20 protein-coding genes are annotated in these 21,726 nt (G+C 72.8%); 8 read left to right on the top strand and 12 right to left on the bottom strand.

Annotated elements, in window-relative coordinates:
• The first annotated feature begins 194 nt into the window (after positions 1–194).
• Entirely contained in the window at positions 195–869 is a 675-nt protein-coding gene (locus Cco03nite_RS33350; RefSeq protein ID WP_239167868.1) for a M15 family metallopeptidase, read from the top strand.
• Here the strand turns inward: Cco03nite_RS33350 and Cco03nite_RS33345 are convergent.
• The 5 genes from Cco03nite_RS33345 to Cco03nite_RS33325 all read right to left on the bottom strand — a co-directional run bounded on the left by Cco03nite_RS33345 (position 815) and on the right by Cco03nite_RS33325 (position 5,665).
• Complete coding sequence (locus Cco03nite_RS33345; protein WP_239167867.1) at positions 815–1,630, bottom strand: hypothetical protein; 816 nt, start codon at positions 1,628–1,630, stop codon at positions 815–817. The genes Cco03nite_RS33350 and Cco03nite_RS33345 overlap by 55 nt on opposite strands.
• The gene (locus tag Cco03nite_RS33340) at positions 1,621–2,154 is read right to left on the bottom strand and encodes a hypothetical protein (RefSeq protein ID WP_203697676.1); all 534 of its coding nucleotides are present in this window, start codon (positions 2,152–2,154) and stop codon (positions 1,621–1,623) included. Before Cco03nite_RS33340 ends, Cco03nite_RS33345 begins: the two co-directional genes overlap by 10 nt.
• A 192-nt stretch (positions 2,155–2,346) precedes the next feature.
• Positions 2,347–4,692, bottom strand: a complete 2,346-nt coding sequence (locus Cco03nite_RS33335; protein ID WP_203697674.1) for a sodium-translocating pyrophosphatase — start codon at positions 4,690–4,692, stop codon at positions 2,347–2,349.
• A gap of 215 nt (positions 4,693–4,907) precedes the next feature.
• Positions 4,908–5,318 (bottom strand): ATP-binding protein, encoded by a 411-nt coding sequence (locus Cco03nite_RS33330; RefSeq protein WP_203697672.1) that lies wholly within the window; start codon positions 5,316–5,318, stop codon positions 4,908–4,910.
• Between the two features lie 11 nt (positions 5,319–5,329).
• Entirely contained in the window at positions 5,330–5,665 is a 336-nt protein-coding gene (locus tag Cco03nite_RS33325; RefSeq protein WP_203697670.1) for an STAS domain-containing protein, read from the bottom strand.
• Between the two features lie 269 nt (positions 5,666–5,934).
• On the opposite strand from Cco03nite_RS33325, the gene Cco03nite_RS33320 reads away from it, so the two are divergent.
• Positions 5,935–8,349: a DEAD/DEAH box helicase gene (locus Cco03nite_RS33320; protein WP_203697668.1), complete on the top strand. Its 2,415-nt coding sequence runs from the start codon at positions 5,935–5,937 to the stop codon at positions 8,347–8,349.
• A gap of 3 nt (positions 8,350–8,352) precedes the next feature.
• Here Cco03nite_RS33320 and Cco03nite_RS33315 read toward each other — a convergent pair whose 3' ends face one another.
• From Cco03nite_RS33315 to ssd, 6 genes are all read right to left on the bottom strand, one after another.
• A complete protein-coding gene (locus Cco03nite_RS33315) occupies positions 8,353–8,673 on the bottom strand; it encodes an Rv3654c family TadE-like protein (RefSeq protein WP_203697659.1) in 321 nt (106 codons plus the stop codon).
• Positions 8,670–8,960, bottom strand: coding sequence for a hypothetical protein (locus Cco03nite_RS33310; RefSeq protein WP_203697657.1), 291 nt, complete (start codon positions 8,958–8,960; stop codon positions 8,670–8,672). Before Cco03nite_RS33310 ends, Cco03nite_RS33315 begins: the two co-directional genes overlap by 4 nt.
• Positions 8,957–9,085, bottom strand: coding sequence for a DUF4244 domain-containing protein (locus Cco03nite_RS33305; RefSeq protein ID WP_203697714.1), 129 nt, complete (start codon positions 9,083–9,085; stop codon positions 8,957–8,959). The genes Cco03nite_RS33310 and Cco03nite_RS33305 overlap by 4 nt, the downstream gene beginning before the upstream one ends.
• Positions 9,086–9,287: 202 nt before the next feature.
• Positions 9,288–10,022: a type II secretion system F family protein gene (locus Cco03nite_RS42620; protein ID WP_373314392.1), complete on the bottom strand. Its 735-nt coding sequence runs from the start codon at positions 10,020–10,022 to the stop codon at positions 9,288–9,290.
• Positions 10,023–10,864: 842 nt separating this feature from the next.
• Positions 10,865–11,974, bottom strand: coding sequence for a TadA family conjugal transfer-associated ATPase (locus tag Cco03nite_RS33295; RefSeq protein WP_203697655.1), 1,110 nt, complete (start codon positions 11,972–11,974; stop codon positions 10,865–10,867).
• Between the two features lie 36 nt (positions 11,975–12,010).
• Positions 12,011–13,108 (bottom strand): septum site-determining protein Ssd, encoded by a 1,098-nt coding sequence (ssd, locus tag Cco03nite_RS33290; RefSeq protein WP_203697648.1) that lies wholly within the window; start codon positions 13,106–13,108, stop codon positions 12,011–12,013.
• A 506-nt stretch (positions 13,109–13,614) separates the two neighbouring features.
• Between ssd and Cco03nite_RS33285 the strand changes: the two genes are divergently transcribed.
• A complete protein-coding gene (locus Cco03nite_RS33285) occupies positions 13,615–14,418 on the top strand; it encodes an HAD family hydrolase (RefSeq protein WP_203697646.1) in 804 nt (267 codons plus the stop codon).
• Between the two features lie 443 nt (positions 14,419–14,861).
• On the opposite strand, the gene Cco03nite_RS33280 is transcribed toward Cco03nite_RS33285, so the two are convergent.
• Positions 14,862–15,602 (bottom strand): Fic family protein, encoded by a 741-nt coding sequence (locus tag Cco03nite_RS33280; RefSeq protein WP_203697644.1) that lies wholly within the window; start codon positions 15,600–15,602, stop codon positions 14,862–14,864.
• 143 nt (positions 15,603–15,745) lie between these two features.
• Between Cco03nite_RS33280 and acs the strand changes: the two genes are divergently transcribed.
• The 5 genes from acs to Cco03nite_RS33255 all read left to right on the top strand — a co-directional run.
• On the top strand, positions 15,746–17,698 hold the full coding sequence (gene acs / locus Cco03nite_RS33275; RefSeq protein WP_203697641.1) for an acetate--CoA ligase: 1,953 nt from the start codon (positions 15,746–15,748) through the stop codon (positions 17,696–17,698).
• Positions 17,699–18,176: 478 nt separating this feature from the next.
• A complete protein-coding gene (locus tag Cco03nite_RS33270; protein ID WP_203697639.1) occupies positions 18,177–18,407 on the top strand; it encodes a helix-turn-helix domain-containing protein in 231 nt (76 codons plus the stop codon).
• A gap of 144 nt (positions 18,408–18,551) precedes the next feature.
• Complete coding sequence (locus Cco03nite_RS33265; protein WP_203697637.1) at positions 18,552–19,622, top strand: helix-turn-helix domain-containing protein; 1,071 nt, start codon at positions 18,552–18,554, stop codon at positions 19,620–19,622.
• Positions 19,619–20,185 (top strand): hypothetical protein, encoded by a 567-nt coding sequence (locus tag Cco03nite_RS33260; RefSeq protein ID WP_203697635.1) that lies wholly within the window; start codon positions 19,619–19,621, stop codon positions 20,183–20,185. Before Cco03nite_RS33265 ends, Cco03nite_RS33260 begins: the two co-directional genes overlap by 4 nt.
• 407 nt (positions 20,186–20,592) lie before the next feature.
• A partial coding sequence (locus Cco03nite_RS33255; protein ID WP_203697633.1) for an immune inhibitor A domain-containing protein occupies positions 20,593–21,726 on the top strand: 1,134 nt, incomplete at its 3' end.

Genomic DNA, 21,726 nt, shown 5'->3' with positions numbered 1-21,726 from the left:
GGCCACGGGCCTGACGCTCGTCTATTACAGAAAAGTTCCAGCGCGGCCTGCGAGTCTCCCTCCTGTCGGAGATACGGGTGGCTCGGCACGGGGCGAGCCACCCGTCCCGGCGTTCACATCGCGACCGGGCAGGTGGGGGACCCCTCGGGCGCACATCGGGCGGTCACCGGGGCGGCCGGCGCGGGAGGGATGTCATGGCGGAGATGGTGCTCCTGTCGGACACGGCGGTCGTGGAGACACCGGTCGCCGAGTGCGACGAGTGTCTGGTCGATCTGCGTACGGTCGGCGCGCTGCGGCTCGACCCACGGCTGGCCGACGGCGAGGGAGCCTTCGCCCACGTACGCCTGAGCGTGGTGGACCGGCTGGTCACCGCGCAGACGCTGCTGCCCGCGGGGATGCGGCTGCTGATCGTCGAGTGCTACCGCCCGCTGACCCTGCAGCAGGAGTACTTCGACTCCCACAAGCAGCGGCTGCGCGTCATCCAGCCCGGCCACGACGAGGCCTGGTACCACCGCCGGGCCAGCCGGTACATCTCCCCGCCGGAGGTCGCCCCGCACGTCGCGGGCGCCGCGGTGGACCTGACCCTGTGCACCGCCGACGGCGTGGAGCTGTGGATGGGAACGCAGGTCAACGACACCGACAGCGAGGCCTGCCACACCGACTCCGCGAACGTCTCCGCCGAGGCCGCCCGCAACCGGCGCTACCTGTGCGACGCGCTGACCTCGGTCGGCATGGTGAACTACCCGACCGAGTGGTGGCACTGGTCCTACGGCGACCGCTACTGGGCGCACGTCACCGGCGCACCGGTGGCCCGCTACGGTCCGGTCAAGTCACTGCCGGTCCGCACCGGCCCGGTCGTCCCGGCCTGATCCGGCCCGGCGTCGACCAGGGCCGCCTGCTCCGGCTCAGCCGGGAGCGGCTCGATCTGACCGGTGTCCAGCTGTCCGGCCGCCACGGGTCGCAGCCGCGGAGCCCGCGCGACCCGCACTGGACGCGGTTCTGCCTGCTCCGGGGCGAGCGCCTGGTCGCCTGGTTCGTCTGCGGCGGCCTGGTCGCCGGGCCACACGCCCAGCGGTGCCATGGTCGGACGCTCGCCGACCAGCTCGCGGAGCCGGGCCACCCGCCGCCGCCCGCTGATCCGCAGCACCGGACCCCGGCCCAGCTCCGCCATGCAGGCCAGCGCCGTGAACGCGCGCGACGCCGGGGCCGCGCAGTGCTCGTCGCTGGCCCCGAGCCGCAGCACCGCGCCGTCGCCCTCCGGGTCGACCGAACCCGCCGCCGCGAACCACAGCCGCAGCCGCGCCCCGTCGAGGGCGAACCCGGCCGGCGGGCGCTTGCCCGACCCGCGCAGCCACGCCTCCGCCAGCGGCGCGAGCATCCCGGTGTACGCGGTGCGCACTCCGAAGTGGCCCTCGATCGCCGCCGGCTCCCAGCTCGTCTCCAGCCCGCGCGCGGTGAACTCGGCCGCCAGCGCGTGCACCCGCCAGGCCGCGTCGACGACCACCGACACCCGGGCCGTGCCGCCCATCCGGGTCACCTGGCCCGGCCCGACGAGCAGGCCCGCGAGGTCGTACGCCGAGGGGCGGGCCGACTCGGCGGAGAACATGGCGAGCTGGCGATTCAGAGACACTCCGGCACCTCGCCGAACGCCTGTTGCAGCTCGGTGGAGCGCAGCTCGCTGGTGTCCAGCGCGCTGTCGTCGTACTCCTGCTGCAGTTGCGTCATCACCGTGCTGACGCCCTGGTAGAACGCGGACGCGTCGTCCGTGGACAGCGCGCGCAGCGCCTCGCCGGCCCGCCCGTAGGCGTCGCGCACCTCCGCCAGTGACCCGGTCACCCCGCCGGCGATGGCGTCCCCGCCCTCGACCTCGGGAACGCCCGCGTCGGCGATGCGGCCGCGCGCCTTCTCGCTGGCGTCGCGGGCGCCCTCCAGCATGCGGACCAGGTTCTCCTTGGCCTGCTGGGGCGTCGTCGAGGTGGGCGTCTGCTGCTGCGCCCGGGTGGTCAGCGTCGCGATCTCCTCGCGCCACGGGTTGAGCGCCGAGCAGACCGACGCCGCCCACACCCTCGGCGGCGGCCCGTCCGCCACACACCCACCCGCAACCGCCGCCGTCACAACCAGCAGCGGCACGAATCCAGCGCGGGGCCTACGCATGATGTGCAGCCTAGCGCCGACCCCGACGCGCGCGGCGATCTTGCACGGATGTACCCCGCGACACGGGCAAACGGGGCATCGAACGGGCCATTCGCGCAAGATCGCCGCCGCGGACGGGCGGGACGGTGGTGGTGGAGCAAAAGGGAGCGGCGCCCTCCCCGGGTGGGGAGGGCGCCGCTGGGTTGCGGTGCGTCAGGCGTTGACCTTTTCGCGCTGCGTCGGCGCAGCGTCAGCTTTTCCCTGGTCGTCGCCGCCGACGGTGATCGGCTTGCGCTTGGAGATGACCACGGCGACCACGATCACCGCGGCCGCGCCGAGGGCGATCAGGTTGCGGGCGGTCGCGTTCTCGGTGGAGCCGTACCAGAGCGCCACCACGGCGGGGGCGATCAGGAGCGACACCAGGTTCATCACCTTCAGCAGCGGGTTGATGGCCGGACCGGCGGTGTCCTTGAACGGGTCGCCGACCGTGTCACCGATGATGGTCGCCTCGTGCGACGGCGAGCCCTTGCCGCCGTGCGCGCCGTCCTCGACCATCTTCTTCGCGTTGTCCCACGCGCCACCGGAGTTGGCCAGGAACACCGCCATCAGGGTGCCCGCGCCGATGGCGCCGGCCAGGTACGCCGCCAGCGCGCCCGCGCCGAGGCCGAAGCCGACCGCGATCGGGGCGAGGACCGCGAGCAGGCCCGGGGTCATCAGCTCACGCTGGGCGTCCCGGGTGCAGATGTCGACGACCTTGCCGTACTCGGGCCGCTGGGTGCCGTCCATGATGCCCGGCAGCTCGCGGAACTGGCGGCGCACCTCGTGCACCACCGCGCCGGCCGAACGCGACACCGCGTTGATGGCCAGACCCGAGAACAGGAAGACGACCGACACACCGATCAGCAGACCGACCAGGTTGGCCGGGTTCGCCACGTTGAGCATGTCGTTGACGAAGCCCTCCGCGGTCTCGCCGGCCTCGGCCAGGGAGACGCCCAGGGTGTCGGTGTACGACCCGAACAGCGCGGTCGCGGCCAGTACGGCCGTCGCGATCGCGATGCCCTTGGTGATCGCCTTGGTGGTGTTGCCGACCGCGTCGAGCTCGGTCAGGGTGCGCGCGCCCTGCTCGTCGATGTCGCCGGACATCTCCGCGATGCCCTGCGCGTTGTCGGAGATCGGACCGAAGGTGTCCATGGCCACGATGACGCCGACGGTGGTCAGCAGGCCGCAGCCGGCCAGCGCGATGGCGAACAGCGACACGACCAGCGTGCCGCCGCCCAGCAGGAACGCGCCGTACACCGCGCCGCCGATGAGCAGCGCCGAGTAGACGGCCGACTCCAGGCCGACGCTGATGCCCGCGAGCACCACGGTGGCCGGGCCGGTCTCCGACGACTTGCCGATGTCCTGCACCGGGCGGCGGCCGGTCTCGGTGAAGTAGCCGGTCAGCGCCTGGATGGCGGCGGCCAGCACGATACCGATGACGACGGCGCCGATGGCGACGGTCTGCGGGTTGCCGCTGATCTCCGGCTTGCCCAGCTCGCCGAAGGTCTTCGGCAGGTAGTACAGCGAGGCGCCGGCCACCGCGACCGCGGACAGCGCGGCCGAGATGTAGAAGGCGCGGTTGATCGCCTGCAGGCCGTTCTTGTCGGACTTGCGCAGGCGGGTCAGGAACACGCCGACGATCGCGATCAGCACACCGATGGTGGACACGATCAGCGGGAAGACGAGGCCCTCCACGCCGAACGCGGCCCGGCCCAGGATCAGCGCCGCGACCAGGGTCACCGCGTACGACTCGAACAGGTCGGCCGCCATGCCGGCGCAGTCGCCGACGTTGTCGCCCACGTTGTCGGCGATGGTCGCCGCGTTGCGCGGGTCGTCCTCGGGGATGCCCTGCTCGACCTTGCCGACCAGGTCGGCGCCGACGTCGGCGGCCTTGGTGAAGATGCCGCCGCCGACCCGCATGAACATCGCCAGCAGGGCCGCGCCGAAGCCGAAGCCCTCCAGCACGGTCGCGGCGTCGACGCCGTAGATGAAGACGACCAGCGCCGCACCGAACAGGCCGAGGCCGACGGTGAGGAAGCCGACCACGCCACCGGTGCGGAAAGCGATCGCCATGGCGGACTCGCGGCCGCCCTCGGCCTCGCGGGCCGCCGCGGCCACCCGCAGGTTGGCGCGGGTCGCCAGCGCCATGCCGGCGCCGCCGATGAAGGCGCTGAACAGCGCGCCCACCACGAAGAACGCGGAACGGCCGATCTTCAGCGCGGTGTCGTTGTCACCGTCGCCGTGGACCGGCAGCAGGAAGAGCAGGATGACCGCGAGCACCACGAAGATGCCGAGCGTCTTGAACTGGCGGAACAGGTATGCCGACGCGCCCTCCTGGACGGCGCCGGCGATCTCCTGCATCTTTTCGGTGCCCTTACCGGTAGCCAGCACGGACCTGACCAGTACGCCGGCGAAACCCAGCGCCACCAGTGCGATCACAGCCGCGACGACCACGTATGAAACGTTTGCGCCGGTAAGGGTCAGCTCGCTGCCGGGGGCAGCGAGGATGGACCCGGACATCTTTGTCCTCCCAAAGATCACGATCTACTTGTGAGGCAGCCGCGCCGAGGGTCACGAGTGACGTCGGTTACGGCCTGGAAACAACCCGTGAACTGTAAACCGGACACGTGGTCCGGGTCACACTCGCCACCTGCTGTGTCGCGGTGATCTTCGTTGCTGCGCCGATCGCGGGTTGTGGTGTACGCTCAGCGACTCTATGCCCGCAGATGAGTGAATCAGCGCCCAAGACGCGAGGCGCGCCGAACCGGCCAAGCCATCTGCACCTCGGTGCCCGGTCCGCTCTCCAGTGGACGGACCTGCAGATCCTTCACGATCGCCTGCAGCAGGCTGGCACTCACGTCGACGGTGAGCTGCTCCTCGTCGGTGATCTGCTCCTCGTCGCCGGCGTGATCCCACACCTGCACGAGATAACGGTCGCCGTCGCTGAACGCGACCGCGACCACGTCGCGCAGGCCGACCCGCTGGTGGCGGGCCACCGCCCGCGCGCACGCCTCGCCGATCGCCAGGCGCACCTCGTCAAGCTGGTCGTCGGGCACCCCGGCGCGCCGGGCGACGGCCACGCCGACGAGCCGCGCCGTACGCACGTGCGCGGGTTCAGGGGTGAATTCGAGCCGGACGGTCGCCATGTCCGCGCGGGTCAACTCGCGGTGGCCGCGTCGACGGACGGGTACAGCGGCAGCACCTGGTCCAGCGCGGTGATCCGGAAGATCTTGAGAAGCGACTCCCGCGAGCAGACCACACCGAAGGTGGCCCCCGCGGTCCGCGCCTTGCGCAGCCCGCCGACCAGCACACCCAGGCCGGTCGAATCCATGAAGTCGACTCGGGCGAGGTCGACCACCACCGCGGTCACCCCGCTGTCGAGCAGCTCGGCGATGCGTTCGCGCAGCTTCGGAGCGGTGTAGACGTCCACCTCGCCGCCGACTTCGAGCACGGTGTGCGCGGCGACGACACGCGTGGCCAGCGACAGCTCCATCGGCACCTCCTCTACGACGTCCGGTCACTGCCCGGAATCACTCCGTGCATCCGATCCTCATGCATCTAACCACTGGCCGGGTTTCCGGGCTACGCGCCCTTTGCCCTTAACGCGCACTCGGGGCCAGGAGCCCGTCGGAGCGGCCGCTCGGTGTACGGCCGTAGCGCAGCGTAGGCCGGACAACCGATCGAGGCCGCGGAGCGGGCTCCGCATGACAGGGTGAGGTCGGCCGCTGGCCGTGGCCCGGCCCGCGGTGGCAGAGTGCTGGGGTGGACCTGCTGCCGTACTGGCTCAAGCGTGACCAGGTCACGCACGTCGAGCTGCTGCCCGCGCGGGTCGGGCGCGCCGCCGCGTGGCCGTCCTGGGTCCCCGCGCCGCTGCTCGACGCGCTGCACGCGGGCGGCATCACCGCCCCCTGGGAGCACCAGGTCGAGGCCGCCGAGCTGGCCTGGGGCGGCGCCGACGTGGTCATCTCCACCGGCACCGGCTCCGGCAAGTCGCTGGCCTACCAGCTGCCCGCCCTGTCCGCCGTGCTCACCCGGCCCCGCGCCCGCGTCCTCTATCTCGCCCCCACCAAGGCCCTCGCCGCCGATCAGCACCGCTCGCTGACCGGCCTCAACCTGCCCGGCCTGCGGGCCGCGGTCTGCGACGGCGACACCCCGCGCGAGGAGCGCGACTGGATCCGCCAGCACGCCAACGTCATCCTCACCAACCCCGACCTGCTGCACCACAGCCTGCTGCCCGGCCACCAGCGCTGGTCCGGCGTGCTCCGCAACCTCCAGTACGTCATCGTCGACGAATCCCACAGCTACCGCGGCGTCTTCGGCGCCCACGTCGCCCACATCCTCCGCCGCCTCCGCCGCCTCACCGAAAGGAAGGGCACCTTCCCATCGCTATCTGTAGAGGAAGGGCACCTTCTTAACCCCGACCAGGACAGAACACCTGGTCACGGGGTGGGTGGCCAGGCAGGTGGGGGCGGCGTGCGGCGCGGGACGGGGCAGCCCGGCCGCACCGCGCCGCGCCAGCCCACCGGCGGGCCTGTCTTCCTGCTGGCCTCGGCCACGTCCGGCGACCCGGCGGGCAGCGCGAGCAAGCTGATCGGCCGGCCCGTGCGGGCGGTCACCGAGGATGCCGCGCCTCGCGGGTCGATGACCTTCGCCCTGTGGGAGCCGCCCGAGCTGCCCGGCGCGGACAGCAACGGCGACGCCGCGCCGGTCCGCCGCTCCGCGCTGCGGGAGACCGCCGACCTGCTCGCCGACGCGGTCGTCCAGGGCGTACGCACCCTCGCCTTCGTGCCCTCCCGCCGCGGCGCCGAGGTCGTGGCCGTGAACGCGCGCGCCGCGCTGGAGGAGGCGCAGCCCGGGCTCGGCCGCCAGGTCGCCGCCTACCGGGCCGGCTACCTGCGCGAGGAACGGCGCACCCTGGAGCAGCAGCTCACCGACGGCACCCTCACCGGCCTGGCCACCACCAACGCCCTCGAACTGGGCATCGACGTCACCGGCCTGGACGCGGTGCTGCTGGCCGGCTACCCCGGCACCCGCGCCGCCGTCTGGCAGCGCGCCGGCCGGGCCGGCCGAGCCGGGCGCGACGGGCTGTGCGTGCTCGTCGCCCGGGACGATCCCCTGGACACCTACCTCGTGCACCACCCGCAGGCGCTGTTCGGCAAGACCGTCGAGGCGACCGTGTTCGACCCCGCCAACCCGTACGTGCTCGCCCCGCACCTGTGCACGGCCGCCGCCGAGCAGCCCCTCACCGAGGCCGACCTGCCGCTGTTCGGCGCGGACGCCGCGCTGCTCGACGAACTCGTCGCCGCGGGCGCGCTGCGCCGCCGCCCCACCGGCTGGTACTGGACCCACCCGCAGCGCCCCGAGATCGACCTGCGCGGCACCGGCGGGCCGCCGATCGCCGTCATCGAGGCCGCCACCGGCCGCCTCATCGGCACCGCCGACGCCGGAGCCGCCCACCACCACCTGCACGCCGGCGCGGTCTACACCCACCAGGGCCGCACCTACGTGGTACGGGAACTCGACCTCGCCGACGGCGTCGCCCTGGTCGAGGCGGACAACCCGCCGTACTCCACGCACGCCCGCGACACCATCGACCTCACCGTGCTCGAAGTGCGCTCCCAGGTGGACGCGGGGCCGGTCCGGCTGTTCCTGGGCGAGGTCGAGGTGACCAGCCAGGTCGTGTCGTTCCAGCGGCGGCGGATGGACAGCGGAGAGGTGCTCGGCACCTGGCCCCTCGACCTGCCCACCCGTACCCTGCGCACGGTCGCGGTCTGGGCCACCATCGCGGAGTCCGCGGTCGCCGGGCTGGAGGACCTGCCCGGCTCGCTGCACGCCGCCGAGCACGCCGCGATCGGGCTGCTGCCGCTGGTCGCGAGCTGCGACCGGTGGGACATCGGCGGCCTGTCCACCGCCCGGCACGCCGACACCGACGCGCCGACCATCTTCGTGTACGACGGCCACCCCGGCGGGGCGGGTTTCGCCGAACGGGCGTACGGCATGGCGGCCGAGTGGCTCGGCGCCACCCGGACCGCGGTCGCCGAGTGCGCCTGCGAACGCGGCTGCCCGAGCTGCGTCCAGTCCCCCAAATGCGGCAACGGCAACAACCCCCTCGACAAGGCCGGCGCCGTCACCGTCCTCGACACCATCCTCACCCACCTCCCCGCGCCCACCGCCTGACAGTCAGGTGACCTCGCGGACCGGGCCTGCCACGGCGGTGGCCTCGGCCGCGCCGGCCCCGGTGACGACCTGTACGGAGAGGGTGAGGTCGAGGCCGTCGAGCCGGCAGGCCGTGACTGTCGCCGCGTTGGCGGCCGCGATCTGCCCGGCCCGCTCGCACGCCGCGGCGGCGCCTTCGATCGCCACCGCGGCGCCCGCCAGGGCGCCCAGGTCCGCGGCCGTCCGAGCCTGTTCCCGGGCGATCAGGTGCGCGCCGTCCACGGCCACCACGGTGCCCGCGGCCACGAACACCAGCCCCACACCGAGCGCGTACAGCGAGCTCACGGCGCACCCGGTTCCCGGGCGGCGGTCGCGGTGCAGGTCAGCACGGTCACCCGGACGGAGCGCCGTACCGTCGCCGTGACGGTGTCCCCGGTGACGTCGACGCTCGCCCCGCTGGACCCGCCGTCACCGCGGGCGGCGGCGAGCGCCGCGTCCCGGGCGGCGGCCACGCAGCCGAGCTTCACGGTCACCGCGGCGACCGCGCCGATACCGGTGACCAGCAGCAGCACCACGGCGGGTAGCGCCACCGCCAGCTCAGCGGTGGCGCTACCCCGGTCCGTTCGGCTCACCCGAGGGCCCGTTGGATCACACCGGCCAGCGCCGCCTGCACACCGTCGCTGGTCAGCACCTTGAGCAGCAGTCCGGCGAAGGCGACCGCCGCCAGCGTGCCGACGGCGTACTCCGCGGTGTTCATGCCGGCGTCGGGCACGGGCCGCCGTGCCGCCTCCGCTCCCACCGACTCGGCGAGGATCGCGGCGGCGTCGGCGTCGACGTCGCGCAGCTGGGCAGGCGCGGGCACGGGCGGGCGGATCGCGGCCGGCACCGTGGTGTCCACGGGTGGGACCTCCGTTCGCGGTGGCCTCTGTCGGGGCATGACTGTCTCCTTTCGTGGCGGGTCAGAGCACCTCGCCGAGCACGGCGAGGACCACCGGCACCAGGCCGGCGAGTACGAAGGCGGGCAGGAAGCACAGCCCGAGCGGCAGGACGATCAGGACACCGGCGCGCTGCGCCCCGGCCTGGCGGCGTACGGCGGTGTCGGCGCGCAGGTCGTCGGCGCAGCGGTGCAGCGCCCCGGCCAGCGCGGATCCGTTGGCGGAGCTGCGTTCCACCGCCGCCGTCAGGCGACCCGCGGGCGGCAGATCGGCCAGGTGTGACCAGGCTTCGGCCGCGGTCGCGCCGAGGCGCAGGGACCGCCCGATCCGCTGCAGCCGGACGCCGAGCGGCCCGTCCAGCGCCGCCCCCACACTGAGCACGGCATGGTCGAGCGGGGCTCCGGCGCGCAGCGCGGTGCCGATCAGGTCCACGGCCCACGGCAGGTCGGCCAGCGCCCGCTCGCGTTCCGTACGCACGGCCGCGGGTTCCATCCGCCGCAGCACCAGCACGGTCCCGCCGGCCACGGCGACGCCCAGCACGCCGCCGCCCGGCGACGGCAGCAGCGCGAGCACCGCACCGCCCGCCACGACCCCGAACAACCAGGGGGTACGCCCGCTCGGCTGCTCCGCGGGCCGCCGCAGTGGCAACCGGCTCAGCCGCCTGCGGGCGGTGAACCGCCCGACGGCCCGGTCCACGGCGGAACGTGCGGCGGGCCGCTGCAACCGGCGGGTCCAGGCGAGGCCGGCCGCCTGCAGCACGGCGGCTCCGCAGGCGCAGGCGACGCCGGTCGGTGTGTGCAGCAGGATGCGCAGCGCGTCGACGCCGATGAGGTGGCCGAGCCCGATGCCGCCGATCGGCAGCGCGGCGAGCAGCACCGCGGTCAGCTGGGCGCCGGCCGCCTGCGCGTGGGCGGCGGCGTCGGCCCGGTCGGCGGCGCGGCACTGCGCCTCCAGCCGTTCCAGCAGGTCGGCCAGGGGTGCTCCGGTGCTCGCGGCGAGGCGTTGCGCCGCGTGCACCGCCCGGTCCAGCTCGTCGTCGGGCAGCAGCAGCATCGTGCCCGCACCGCCGGCCCGCAGCTCGGCAGCCGCGGCGGCGAGCAGGTCGAGGGCCCGCTGCCGGTGCCCCGAGTCACGCCGGGCGATGCGCTGCTCGCGCCACATCCGCAGCGCGAGCAGGGCGTACCCGGCCGCGATCAGCCCACCCACCGGCGAGTCCAGCAGCAGCCACGCGCCCACGCCGGTCACCGCGGCGACGCCCCGCGTGCGGAGCGGCGACAGGGCCACGGCCGCCGGCCCACCGGACCATCCCGCGCCGGGGCCCGGCCCGCCCGAGCCCGCACCGGCCGGAGCGGAAACTGCGCGCCCCGTGGCCCGCGCGAGGCGACGCCGCGCGCCGGGTGCGAGAACGGGGCCGGTGAGATCACGCAGCCGGGCCGCGACGGCGTCCCGCCAGGAGATCCCCGTCCTGGCCGGCACACCGGACACGGCCGTGCGGTCGTGCCCGGCGGCGGTGGTCGTCCGGTGCGTGGCGTGCAGGGGCGTGGCGTGCAGGGGCGTGGCGTGCACCGGGTTGTCGGGCCCGGTGGCTGTCTCCGTGGGGCTCACCGTGTCTCCAGCCAGGTCGGCGGGGTGACGTCGCGGGCGCGCAGCAGTGCCGCGAGTTCGGCGGCCGCGGGCAGCGGCGCACCGTCGCGCCGCCATACCGGCCGGGCCGTCACCAGGCGTTCCGGCCCGTCGGGGGTGAGCAGGCAGATCTCGTCGAGCACCCGGCCCGACGGCGTACGCCGCAGGTGCAGTAGCACCCGGATGGCCGCGGCGACCTGCGCGTGCAGCGCGGGGCGGGGCAGCCCGCCGAGCAGGCCGAGCGCCTCCAGCCGCGCGGGCACGTCCGCGGGGGCGTTGGCGTGCAGCGTCCCGGCGCTGCCCTCGTGCCCGGTGTTGAGCGCGGCCAGCAGGTCCACCACTTCCGCGCCCCGGCACTCGCCCACCACCAGCCGGTCCGGGCGCATCCGCAGGGCCTGCCGCACCAGCTTGTCCAGCCCGACCACGCCCGCGCCCTCCACGTTGGAGGTGCGGGCCTGCAGGGTGACCACGTGCGGGTGCGCGGGACGCAGCTCGGCCGAGTCCTCCACCAGCACGATGCGTTCCCGGCCGGGCACCGCGGCGAGCATCGCCCCGAGCAGCGTGGTCTTGCCCGACCCGGTGCCGCCGGAGATCAGGAAGGTCAGCCGGGCCGCGACGATCGCGGACAGCAGCCCGGCCGTCTCCGGCGGGACGAGATCGGCCAGCGCCATCGGCCGTTGCCGGAAGGTGCGCAATGACAGGTACGGCCCCGCGGTCGCCACCGGCGGCAACACCGCGTGCAGGCGCGTCCCGTCGGCCAGCCGCGCGTCGACGTACGGCTGCCCGTCGTCGAGCCGCCGCCCGCACGCGGCCGCGAGCCGCTGCGCGAGCCGCCGCACCGCGTCGGCCGACGGCATCGTGAACGGTTCACGGACCAGGCCGGACCCCCGGTCGGTCCACACCTGCACCCCGTTGACCAGCACATCGGTCACCTCAGGCACCGCCAGCAGCGGCCCCAACGGCCCGGCCCCGACCAGCTCGCTCATGGCCTCTCCTCGCTGCGCTCGTCGACGCCATGAGGACCCAGCCCGCTGATTCGCTCGCTGCGCTCGCTCATGGCTGCTCCTCGCTGCGCTCGTCGACGCCATGCAAACCGAGCCCGCTGATTCGCTCGCTGCGCTCGCTCATGCCATGACCTCTCGGATCAGGCGGGCGCACAGGGTGGCCAGGGGGCCGCGGGGTGCGCTGCCCGGCGCGTGGCCGCGTTCGAGGGCGGCGGCCAGGCGCGGCTCTGGTGGCAGCATTCCGGCCAGTGGCAGGCCGAGCGCCCGGGCCAGGTCGTCGGGTCCCAGCCGGCCGGGGGCCGGGCCGCGGACGACCACGGACATCTCCCGCCGGTACGCCGACGCGACGTCGACCACCCGGGCCGCCGCGGCGGCGGCGCGCAGTTCGGCGGGTACGACGAGCAGCACCCGGTCGGCGGCCTGGAGCACCACGGCTGCGGCGTCGTCGAGGCGGCGGGGCAGGTCGACGACGATCAGGTCGCGGCCGCGCCGCCCGGCGTCGAGTGCGGCGGCCATGGCGTCGGGCGGCAGCGCCGGGGAGGTCGGGGTGTCCTCGTCGGGGATGTCGCGGGCGCAGGAGAGCACCACGAGGTCGCCGCGGCTCGGCAGGGCGTCGACGAACGCGGCCGGGTCGACGGGTCCGCTGGCGCGGGCGAGCTGGGGCCAGCGCAGCCCGCGCAGTTCCTCCCAGCCCAGCAGCAGGTCGGCGCCGCCACCGAGCGGGTCCGCGTCGACGAGCAGGGTGCGCAGCCGGGTGCGGCATGCGGTGACGGCCAGTCCGGCGGCCAGCACGCTGGCTCCGGCCCCGCCGCGCCCGCCGAGCACCGCCAGCACCCGCCCGGTCCCGGCGGCCGGGGCGCGGCCGATGCCGGCGAGGCGTTCGACGAGCCAGGATTCGGCCGCGGGCAGCAGTGCGACGTGTTCGGCCCCGAGCGCCTGGGCGTGGTCCCAGGGCCGGGTGTCGATGCTGTCGCGGCAGACCACGACGACCCCGGCCCGGTGCGGCAGCCGGGCGCGTACGCATCCGGGCACCATGTCGCCGCCGATCAGCACCAGTGGGGCGGGCCCGTAGCGCAGGCGCGCCGCGGACAGGTCGTGGGCGACCTCGACCTCGATGCCCGCGGCGGAGCCCAGCCGCAGCAGGTCGTCGAGCAGGTCGGTGTCGGCGGTGACCAGCAGGGCGCGGGCGGGCGCGGGCGGGACGAACGGACGGGTCATGCCCGGCACTGTGCGCGGGCGGGGCGGTGCCGGACCAGCGCTCGGGTCGGCCGCCTGTGGACGGGCGAGTGCTTGTGGACAGCGCGCCGATCATCGTGTGGATCTGCTATGCGCGGGTCCCGTCGGGCGGGCGGATCCGCAGCTCACGACCTTCGGGGTCCAGATGACGACGACCCCCGTCCGGGGAGACGGGGGTCGTCCTGGGGTCCGGCTCTCAGGGGGGATGGTGAGCCGGAGCCCGCTCAGCGGCTGCGGGGGGGGTGGCACCCGCTGAGGGCTGTTGCGAAAGCATGCCTGACTTGACGGCGCGCCGTCGAGAGGGATCGGGGCCGACACGCGACGACACGCCGTAGATGAATCCAAGATCCTACGCTACGCAATCACTGAGTCGTCGCTCAGTAACCGGCGATTGCGGGCATCCGCGCGCACCCTCGTACGAGCGTCTGCCGCTATCCGACGGACGGGCGGACACCACCGCGCCGGCCACCCGGCTACACTTTGCGACCGTGGGCCGCAGCGCCGCGTTTTTCGACCTGGACAAGACCGTCATCGCGACTTCGAGCGCGCTGGCATTCGGCAGACCGTTCTATCGTGACGGCCTGATCACTAAGCGTGACGTCGTTAAGACGGCGTTCGCCCAGTTCATGTTCAAGCGCGGCGGCGCCGACGACCAGGCGATGGTCCGCACCCGCGACTACATGGCCGAGCTGGTCAAGGGCTGGCGGGTGGACCAGGTCCGCCAGATCGTCAACGAGACCCTGCACGAGCTGATCGACCCGTACATCTACGCCGAGGCCGCGACCCTCATCGAGGAGCACCAGGCGGCCGGGCGCGACATCGTGCTGGTGTCGGCGTCCGGCGAGGAGATGGTGCAGCCGATCGGCGCTCAGCTCGGCGTCACCGACGTCATCGCCACCCGGATGAAGGTCGCCGAGGGCCAGTACACGGGCGAGATCGAGTTCTACGCCGCGGGCGGGGCCAAGGTCGAGGCGGTGCGCAAGCTCGCCGCCGAGCGCGGATACGACCTCGGCGAGTGTTACGCCTACTCCGACTCGATCTCCGACATCCCGCTGCTCGCCGCCGTCGGCCACCCCAGCGCGGTCAACCCGGACAAGGCGCTGCGCCGCGAGGCCAACGAGCGGCGCTGGCCGGTGCTGGAGTTCCGGCACCCCGTGCCGCTGGGCCGCCGGCTGCGCAACCGCCCTGCCGTGCCGGTCGCGGCCGCGCTCGGCATCGGGGTCGGCGTCGCCATCGGCATCGCGTGGTACGGCCGCCGCAAGCGTGCCCGCGCCGCGGCTTCTGTCCTCTGACGGGTGATTTGGCTGCCACAACAGCCCCACCTGTCACACATTGCGCCCGAAGCCTGGCCATCACCGCCGAACGGGCGTAGAAAAGTGGTTACGGAAGCATTCTCCAGCTGGAAGTAGCTGGCAGAAGCCGGCTTTCGGGCACGGCCTCCGGGCACCCACGCGCGATCTAGCCGTCGTGAAGGCAAAGTCCCGGTGTGATCTTCGGGTCCACTGAGGGCGGTTGCTAAGAGGTGCACGCCTGGTAACCCGGTGGGACGTGCGCGATGGCGCCGCGAACAGTGCGGCGCCATCCATAGTGTTGGCGCCCGCCTCCGCGGGCGCGGCGTTCGGCCTCGGAAGCCTCCCTTACCTGCCGGTCGCTCGTCCGCTGCGCGGACTTCCGCTCCTGGCAGGTGCGGTCGGCGGCCGAAGGCAGTTGTGGTCGCTGCCCTTGATCGTCGCGGTCAGCCCACTGCGGCCAGTACGGCGTCGCCGACGACGGCGATCTCGGCGCAGCCCTGCTCGACCGCGGTGGCGTAGTGGCGCAGCCAGGAGCGCAGGCCGTCCGGGGTGCCGGTGGCGAAGGCCCCGGCGGCGCCGATGTACTCGGGTTCTCGGGCCAGGTGGGCCAGTTCCACCGCGACCAGACCGCGCGGGTCGAAGCCGCTGCCGACCAGGGTGAGCCGGGCCGCTGCCCGAGCCACGATCCCGTTCACGCCGGGGAACGCCTCGATTGCCAGCAGCTCGCCGTGCACCACGGCCGCGCGGATCAGCGGGTTGCCCGCCTGAGCGGACACGATCTCCAGCAGGGTGTCCAGCCGGGCGGCGCTGTCCGCCGCAGGTCTGCCCAGCGTGGCGTCGGGCAGCACACCGGTCCCGGCCAGCAGGTGCAGTTTCGCCAGCACCTGCCGGGGCGAGGTGTGCCAGTGCTGGTGCAGGCCGGGCAGCGCCTCGGCGACGCGCAGCGCCCCCTGCAGCACCGCGTCCAGCACGGTGCCGCCGCGCACGTCGCTCAGCTCGTACCGGTGGCCCTCCAGCGCGGCGCTGGCCACCGCGCAGCGCAGGCTGATCTCCGCGGCCACCACGCCACCCTGCCGCCGCAAGGCACGGTGTTTGTACGCACCGTCCACCGCAGCGCGTGCGCCATTCACCGCAGATTCGACGTCGGCCAGTTTCAACAGCGGTGCCAGCGGATCCATAGTCACAGCCAGAGCGTAACGAAGCCCGGCGGGGAGCAGCCGGGCAAAATAGTTAGGGACCCTTACTGTAAAGGTCGGTCATCGGGCCGTAACATCACCCGGAGACCCAGGTCACATGGCATGACCATCACCCCTAGGGAGGCGCTGTAGTGAGCGAGACCCTCGAAAACCTGCTGCACGAGTCGCGCCGGTTCCCCCCGCCGGCGGAGATCGCCGCGCACGCGAACGTCACCGCCGAGGCTTACGCGCAGGCCGACGCCGACCGGCTGGCGTTCTGGGAGACCCAGGCCAAGCGGCTGGACTGGGCCCGGCCGTGGGACGAGGTACTGGACTGGTCCAACCCGCCGTTCGCGAAGTGGTTCGTCGGCGGTCAGCTCAACATCGCGTACAACTGCCTGGACCGGCACCTGGCCAACGGGCTGGGCGACCGGGTCGCCATCCACTGGGAGGGCGAGCCGGGCGACACCCGCACCATCACGTACGCCGACCTGCACGCCGAGGTGTGCCGCGCGGCCAACGCGCTCACCGACCTCGGGGTGGACGCCGGTGACCGGGTCGCGATCTACCTGCCGATGATCCCCGAGGCGGCGGTCGCGATGCTGGCCTGCGCCCGTATCGGCGCGACACACTCGGTGGTGTTCGGCGGCTTCAGCAAGGACGCGCTGGGCGGCCGGATCCAGGACGCCAGCGCCAAGGTCGTCATCACCGCCGACGGCGGCTACCGCCGGGGCGCGCCGAGCGCGCTCAAGCCCACCGTCGACGAGTCCGTGGCCGAGTGCCCGACCGTGGAGAAGGTCCTGGTGGTCCGCCGGACCGGGCAGGACGTCGCCTGGGACGACAGCCGTGACGTGTGGTGGCACGACGCCGTCGGCAACGCCAGCCCGGAGCACGAGGCGCAGCCGTTCGACGCCGAGCACCCGCTGTTCATCCTGTACACCTCGGGCACCACGGCGAAGCCGAAGGGCATCCTGCACACCACCGGCGGATACCTGACCCAGGCCTCGTACACCCACCACGCGGTGTTCGACCTGAAGCCGGAGACCGACGTCTACTGGTGCACCGCCGACATCGGCTGGGTCACCGGGCACAGCTACATCGTGTACGGCCCGCTCTCCAACGGCGCCACCCAGGTCATGTACGAGGGCACCCCGGACACCCCGCACCGCGGCCGGTTCTGGGAGATCGTGGAGAAGTACCGCGTCACGATCCTCTACACCGCGCCGACCGCGATCCGCACGTTCGCCAAGTGGGGCGACGACATCCCGGCCCAGTTCGACCTCAGCTCGCTGCGCATCCTCGGCTCGGTCGGCGAGCCGATCAACCCCGAGGCGTGGATGTGGTACCGCGAGCACATCGGCGGCAACCGGTGCCCCGTGGTGGACACCTGGTGGCAGACCGAGACCGGCGCGATCATGATCTCGCCGCTGCCGGGCGTGACCGACTGCAAGCCGGGCTCGGCGATGGGCCCGCTGCCGGGCATCAAGGCCGAGGTCGTCGCGGACGACGGCTCGATCGTGGGCAACGGCGGCGGCGGTTACCTGGCGCTGACCGGCCCGTGGCCGTCGATGCTGCGCACCATCTGGGGCGATGACAAGCGCTTCCTGGAGACGTACTGGTCGCGCTTCGCCGAGCAGGGCTTCTACTTCGCCGGCGACGGCGCGAAGCGGGACGAGGACGGGGCGATCTGGCTGCTCGGCCGGGTCGACGACGTGATGCTGGTGTCCGGCCACAACATCTCCACCACCGAGGTCGAGTCGGCGCTGGTCGCCCACCCGGCGGTGGCGGAGGCGGCGGTCGTCGGCGCCACCGACCCGACCACCGGCCAGGCCATCGTCGCCTTCGTGATCCTCAAGGGCGGAGCCGAGGTCGGCGTGGCGGAGCTGCGCGAGCATGTCTCCAAGACGCTGGGCCCGATCTGCAAGCCGCGCCAGATCATGCTGGTGACCGAGCTGCCGAAGACCCGCTCCGGGAAGATCATGCGGCGGCTGCTGCGCGACGTGGCGGAGAACCGCTCGCTCGGTGACGTCACCACGCTGCAGGACTCCGCGGTGATGAACCTGATCTCCGCGGGTATGCAGTCGAGCAAGTCCGACGAGGACTGACCGCTCCACCGCCGAAGGGGCGACCGCCGTGCGGCGGTCGCCCCTTTCGCTGTCGCCGGGACGTGGTCCCCCGTGCTCGCGGCTGCGAGCACGCACGTACGCGGCGACCCGCGGGCAGGACGGCCGGTCGGTGTCACCGCCGACCGGCCGAGCCCGGAGTGTCGGCCCCGGCGAGGGGCCTCCTGTCACAGAACCTAAGGGGCGCAACGGAACCGTCCAAGATCTTCATTGCCGATTGCAGAAAGGTGCAATCGCAGCCCAAGCACTGTTCCGGGCCGTACGAGATGACTAGGTTTCTCATGTCCGGCCGGGCGCCGCCCCGGGCCGGAGCAGCCGCCACGGGGAGACCTGCGCACCGGTCACCGGCCCTGGCTTCGGCATGCCCGCCGGAGCAGGATCGATCGGGCCGGGCTCACGGCCCTCTTCCCGCCGCGCTGGTACATCGCCGACGACCGGGGCCGTGATAGGACACCACCGAATGAACCTGACACCGCGTGAGCGCACGATCATGACGTTGCTGGCCGAGGGCTACACCGACGCCGCCATCGCGGCGGAACTCGACCTCAGCGTCCGGACGATCGCCTACACCCTCTCCTCGCTCATGGAGAGGTACGGCGTCTCGACCCGTTTCCAGCTCGGGCTACGGGTGGGCGCCGAGACCCCGACACATCCCGACACCGAGGAGCCGGACCTGAACGAATCCGATTAGGCCTCCCTGGTCCATGATCGATAACGCCGATTGCAGAAACATGCAATCGGGCGGGCGGTGCTGTCGTAGGTGGATCCCGGTGTCTAGGTTGCTGGTGTCCGAACGGAATCATCCGCTCGGCAGGTCCGGCCGGGGGAGACCGTGATGCTGCACGCACAGATCGTGCCCGCACTGACGAAGTGGGGAGTCTCCCCGCAGGCGGACCTCGTCTACCGCACTCTCCTCACCTTCGGGCCCTGGTCCGTGACCCACCTCAGCCGGTCCCTCGACATGAGGGCACGGCTCGTGCGGACCGCCCTGGACGAACTGACCGAGGTCGGCGCGGCCGTTCCGGCGCACGAGACGCTGGGCACGCCGCCCACCGAGAACGACCGTGTCTGGGCCGGCCGCGCACCCGCCCAGGTGCTCGCCCTGCTCCGCGACCGCCACCACCGGGCGGCGCTCGCCAGGCACCAGGCGCGCAACCGGCAGGCCCGGATGACCTACCCCGACATCGTCGGCGATCCCGGCCGGCTGTCCCCGACCAGCGCCCGGCCGCTGCACGGGCTGGCCCGGACCGTGGAACGGCTCATCGAGCTGACGGCCGCGGAACGTCACGAGCACATCGCGATGAACCCGGAGCCCGCCTTCTCCGCCGCGTCGCTCAAGGCGGTGGCGCCGGCCGAGCGCCGGCTGCTCGACCGGGGCGTGACGGTCCTCAGCCTGGGCGTGCCCGCTTCCGCGGAGGACGAGTCGGAGGGGCACGACGAGGAACTGCGCTTCAACGGCCTGAACTACCGGGAGCTGTCGGAGGTGCCGGGCAAGCTCATCATGTTCGACCGCACCACGGCGCTGGTGCCGCGGGACCCTTCGGACCGCACCCGCGGAATGTGGGAGATCACCGCGCCGGACGTGGTGGCCGAACTGCTGGCCCTGTTCCTGCGGCAGTGGGACCGGGCCACGGAGCCGGGCCGGGACTGGACACCGCCGATGCGGTTGGGCGCACGGGAGAGAACGATCCTGGTGCTACTGGCGAGGGGCCACACCGACGCGGCCATCGCCAAGAAGCTCGATATCAGCCAGCGCACCATCGCCTACACCATGGCCACGCTGATGGACGAATACGACGTGACAAACAGGTTCCAGCTGGGCCTGCGGCTCGGTGCCGAAGCAGCGCGGCAGGCGTCCACCGCGAAGGCCACAACGCACGAGATCGACGAGGAGCAACATCCGTGAACAGGATCATCCGTACCATGGCGGCGGCGCTGCTGGCCGTCGTCGTCACCGGCACGCCCGCCGCGGCGGGGGACCCGCTGAAGGACGTCACGTACCGGTGGCTCACCTGCCCGGCGGGCACCAGCACGACCGCCACGATCGACAGGACCGGGACACAGCAGTACTACGAGATCTTCGACTACCACTTCGTCGAGCTCGTCGGCACCATCGCGCCCTGCCGCGGGCCCCTGCAGAACGAGGTGTTCGCGCTGGCGGCGTACAGCGGCGCCAGCGCCTACGGCGTGATCCGGTCGTTCCCGCGCGAGCTGACGCCGGTGCGCCCGTACTCGTCGGCCATCCGCGTCTACCCGGGCGCGCGGGCGGTGTGCGTGATCGCCAATGAGACCACCCGCCTGGCCTGCGTCGAGCTGAGCTGGACCACCGTCGGCGGGGCCGACTACCACAGCGTCGTCGGCCCGTTGCCCGTCGACTCACCGCTGGTCGCCATGCCCGCCACCACCCAGCTGGTCTTCCCCGGCGGTTCGCCCGGCGGGCCGACCTGCATCATCTGCCCGACTCCCTGACCGACCCCGGACGCCGCCCCGCCCCGCCCAGCGGGTCGCGGGGCGGCGTCGCGGAGCCGCCCGGCGGCGGCTACTTCGTGTCGCGTCCGCTTCGTCGTGCGGCGACCGCGGCACCGCCCTGAACCAGTACCGGATCATCCGAACAGCCGATGCCTGGCGTCGACACGTGACAGCCCCGTGTCGCACCGCCGCCGTCGCCTGCCACGGTGGCCTCCGATGTCCGGGCCATGCCTGGCCGTGCCTTCATTTGCGATTGTGAAGTGCTTGCTTCACGTGAGCCGCAACCTCCACCAGCCGCGTGAAGCCGCGTCGGCGTGGGAGGGCAGGCTCCCATGCCTCTCGTCTCCACCTGCTACCGCTACGGCGCCCTACGCCCGCGGCGGAGACCCCCGAGGAATGGAGTGACCATGAAGCACGCCATCCATGCGCGAAGGAGACGCCGGCTATTCGCCGCGGTCCCCGCGCTGGCACTGGCCGCTGTCGGGCTGTACGGCCCGGGAACGGCGAATGCCGTTGCCGCACCGGCTGTGATCAGCCCCAGCGAGTTCTACATCAACTACGCCGAGCCCGCCGTCCAGCCGGACACCACGGGCAAGGAGACCAAGGGCGCCAACGGCATCTACGGCAGCGCGGCCGACAAGACGCGCGCCTTCGACCGCAAGCACGCCAACGGCAACCCGCTCACCGCGCACCAGCTCGCCAAGCTCGAGGCGAAGTCCATCAAGACGGGCAAGAACCCGCGCAATCTCAAGCAGGCGCCGACCACCCAGGTCGCCCGGCTGCTGACGATGCTGGTCGAGTACAGCACCACCGCCAACGACGACTTCTCGAACGTCATGGTGACCAACACGACCGACGCCGACCGCTCCTGCGGCCTCGGCAACATCCAGAACGGTCCCACGAACAACACCATCCCCAACCCGGCGACGCTGTCCCACCCGGACAACAACTCCATGTGGGTGGAGGACTTCAACCAGGACCACTACAACAAGATGCTCTACACCTCGACGGGCATCACCGAGCGGGTCCGCCCCGACCTCACCGGTCCGGACGGCAAGCCGGGCATCGACATCTCCGGTCTCACGATGCGCAACATGTACCTGGAGATGTCGAAGGGCGCCTACACCGTCGAGGGCCAGGCCACCCCGTGGATCACGCTGCCGCACTCGGAGGCCTGGTACGGCGCGACGCGCTGCTTCCAGGACGAGAACGGCGTCTGGCAGATGCCGGCCATCCAGTCGATGAACGGCCACCCGGACAACCCGCTGGGCGCGCAGAAGATGGCCATGGACGCGGTGGACGCGCTCGCCGCGGCCCAGCCGAACTTCCCGTGGGCCGACTACGACATCGAGGACCAGGGCGACCGGGACGGCGACGGCAACTTCTACGAGCCCGACGGCGTCATCGACCACCTGGTCATGGTGCACGCGGGTGAGGACAAGTCCGGCGGCGGCGGCGCGCAGGGCGCGTACGCCATCTGGGCGCACTCGTCCGCGGTCGCGGGCGGCTACACCATCCCCGGCACGAACCTGAAGGTGTCG

Source organism: Catellatospora coxensis, from assembly GCF_016862635.1.
Lineage (GTDB): Bacteria > Actinomycetota > Actinomycetes > Mycobacteriales > Micromonosporaceae > Catellatospora > Catellatospora coxensis.
Note: the sequence above shows the minus strand (reverse complement) of the source record. Positions and strands in the feature narration are given on the sequence as shown.

Coding starts and splice junctions, on each gene's coding strand:
- Cco03nite_RS33350 (WP_239167868.1), top strand. CDS start 195: ATGGCGGAGATGGTGCTCCTGTCGGACACGGCGGTCGTGGAGACACCG.
- Cco03nite_RS33340 (WP_203697676.1), bottom strand. CDS start 2,154: ATGCGTAGGCCCCGCGCTGGATTCGTGCCGCTGCTGGTTGTGACGGCG.
- Cco03nite_RS33335 (WP_203697674.1), bottom strand. CDS start 4,692: ATGTCCGGGTCCATCCTCGCTGCCCCCGGCAGCGAGCTGACCCTTACC.
- Cco03nite_RS33330 (WP_203697672.1), bottom strand. CDS start 5,318: ATGGCGACCGTCCGGCTCGAATTCACCCCTGAACCCGCGCACGTGCGT.
- Cco03nite_RS33325 (WP_203697670.1), bottom strand. CDS start 5,665: ATGGAGCTGTCGCTGGCCACGCGTGTCGTCGCCGCGCACACCGTGCTC.
- Cco03nite_RS33305 (WP_203697714.1), bottom strand. CDS start 9,085: ATGAACACCGCGGAGTACGCCGTCGGCACGCTGGCGGCGGTCGCCTTC.
- Cco03nite_RS33295 (WP_203697655.1), bottom strand. CDS start 11,974: ATGGCGTCGACGAGCGCAGCGAGGAGCAGCCATGAGCGAGCGCAGCGA.
- ssd (WP_203697648.1), bottom strand. CDS start 13,108: ATGACCCGTCCGTTCGTCCCGCCCGCGCCCGCCCGCGCCCTGCTGGTC.
- Cco03nite_RS33270 (WP_203697639.1), top strand. CDS start 18,177: ATGAACCTGACACCGCGTGAGCGCACGATCATGACGTTGCTGGCCGAG.
- Cco03nite_RS33265 (WP_203697637.1), top strand. CDS start 18,552: ATGCTGCACGCACAGATCGTGCCCGCACTGACGAAGTGGGGAGTCTCC.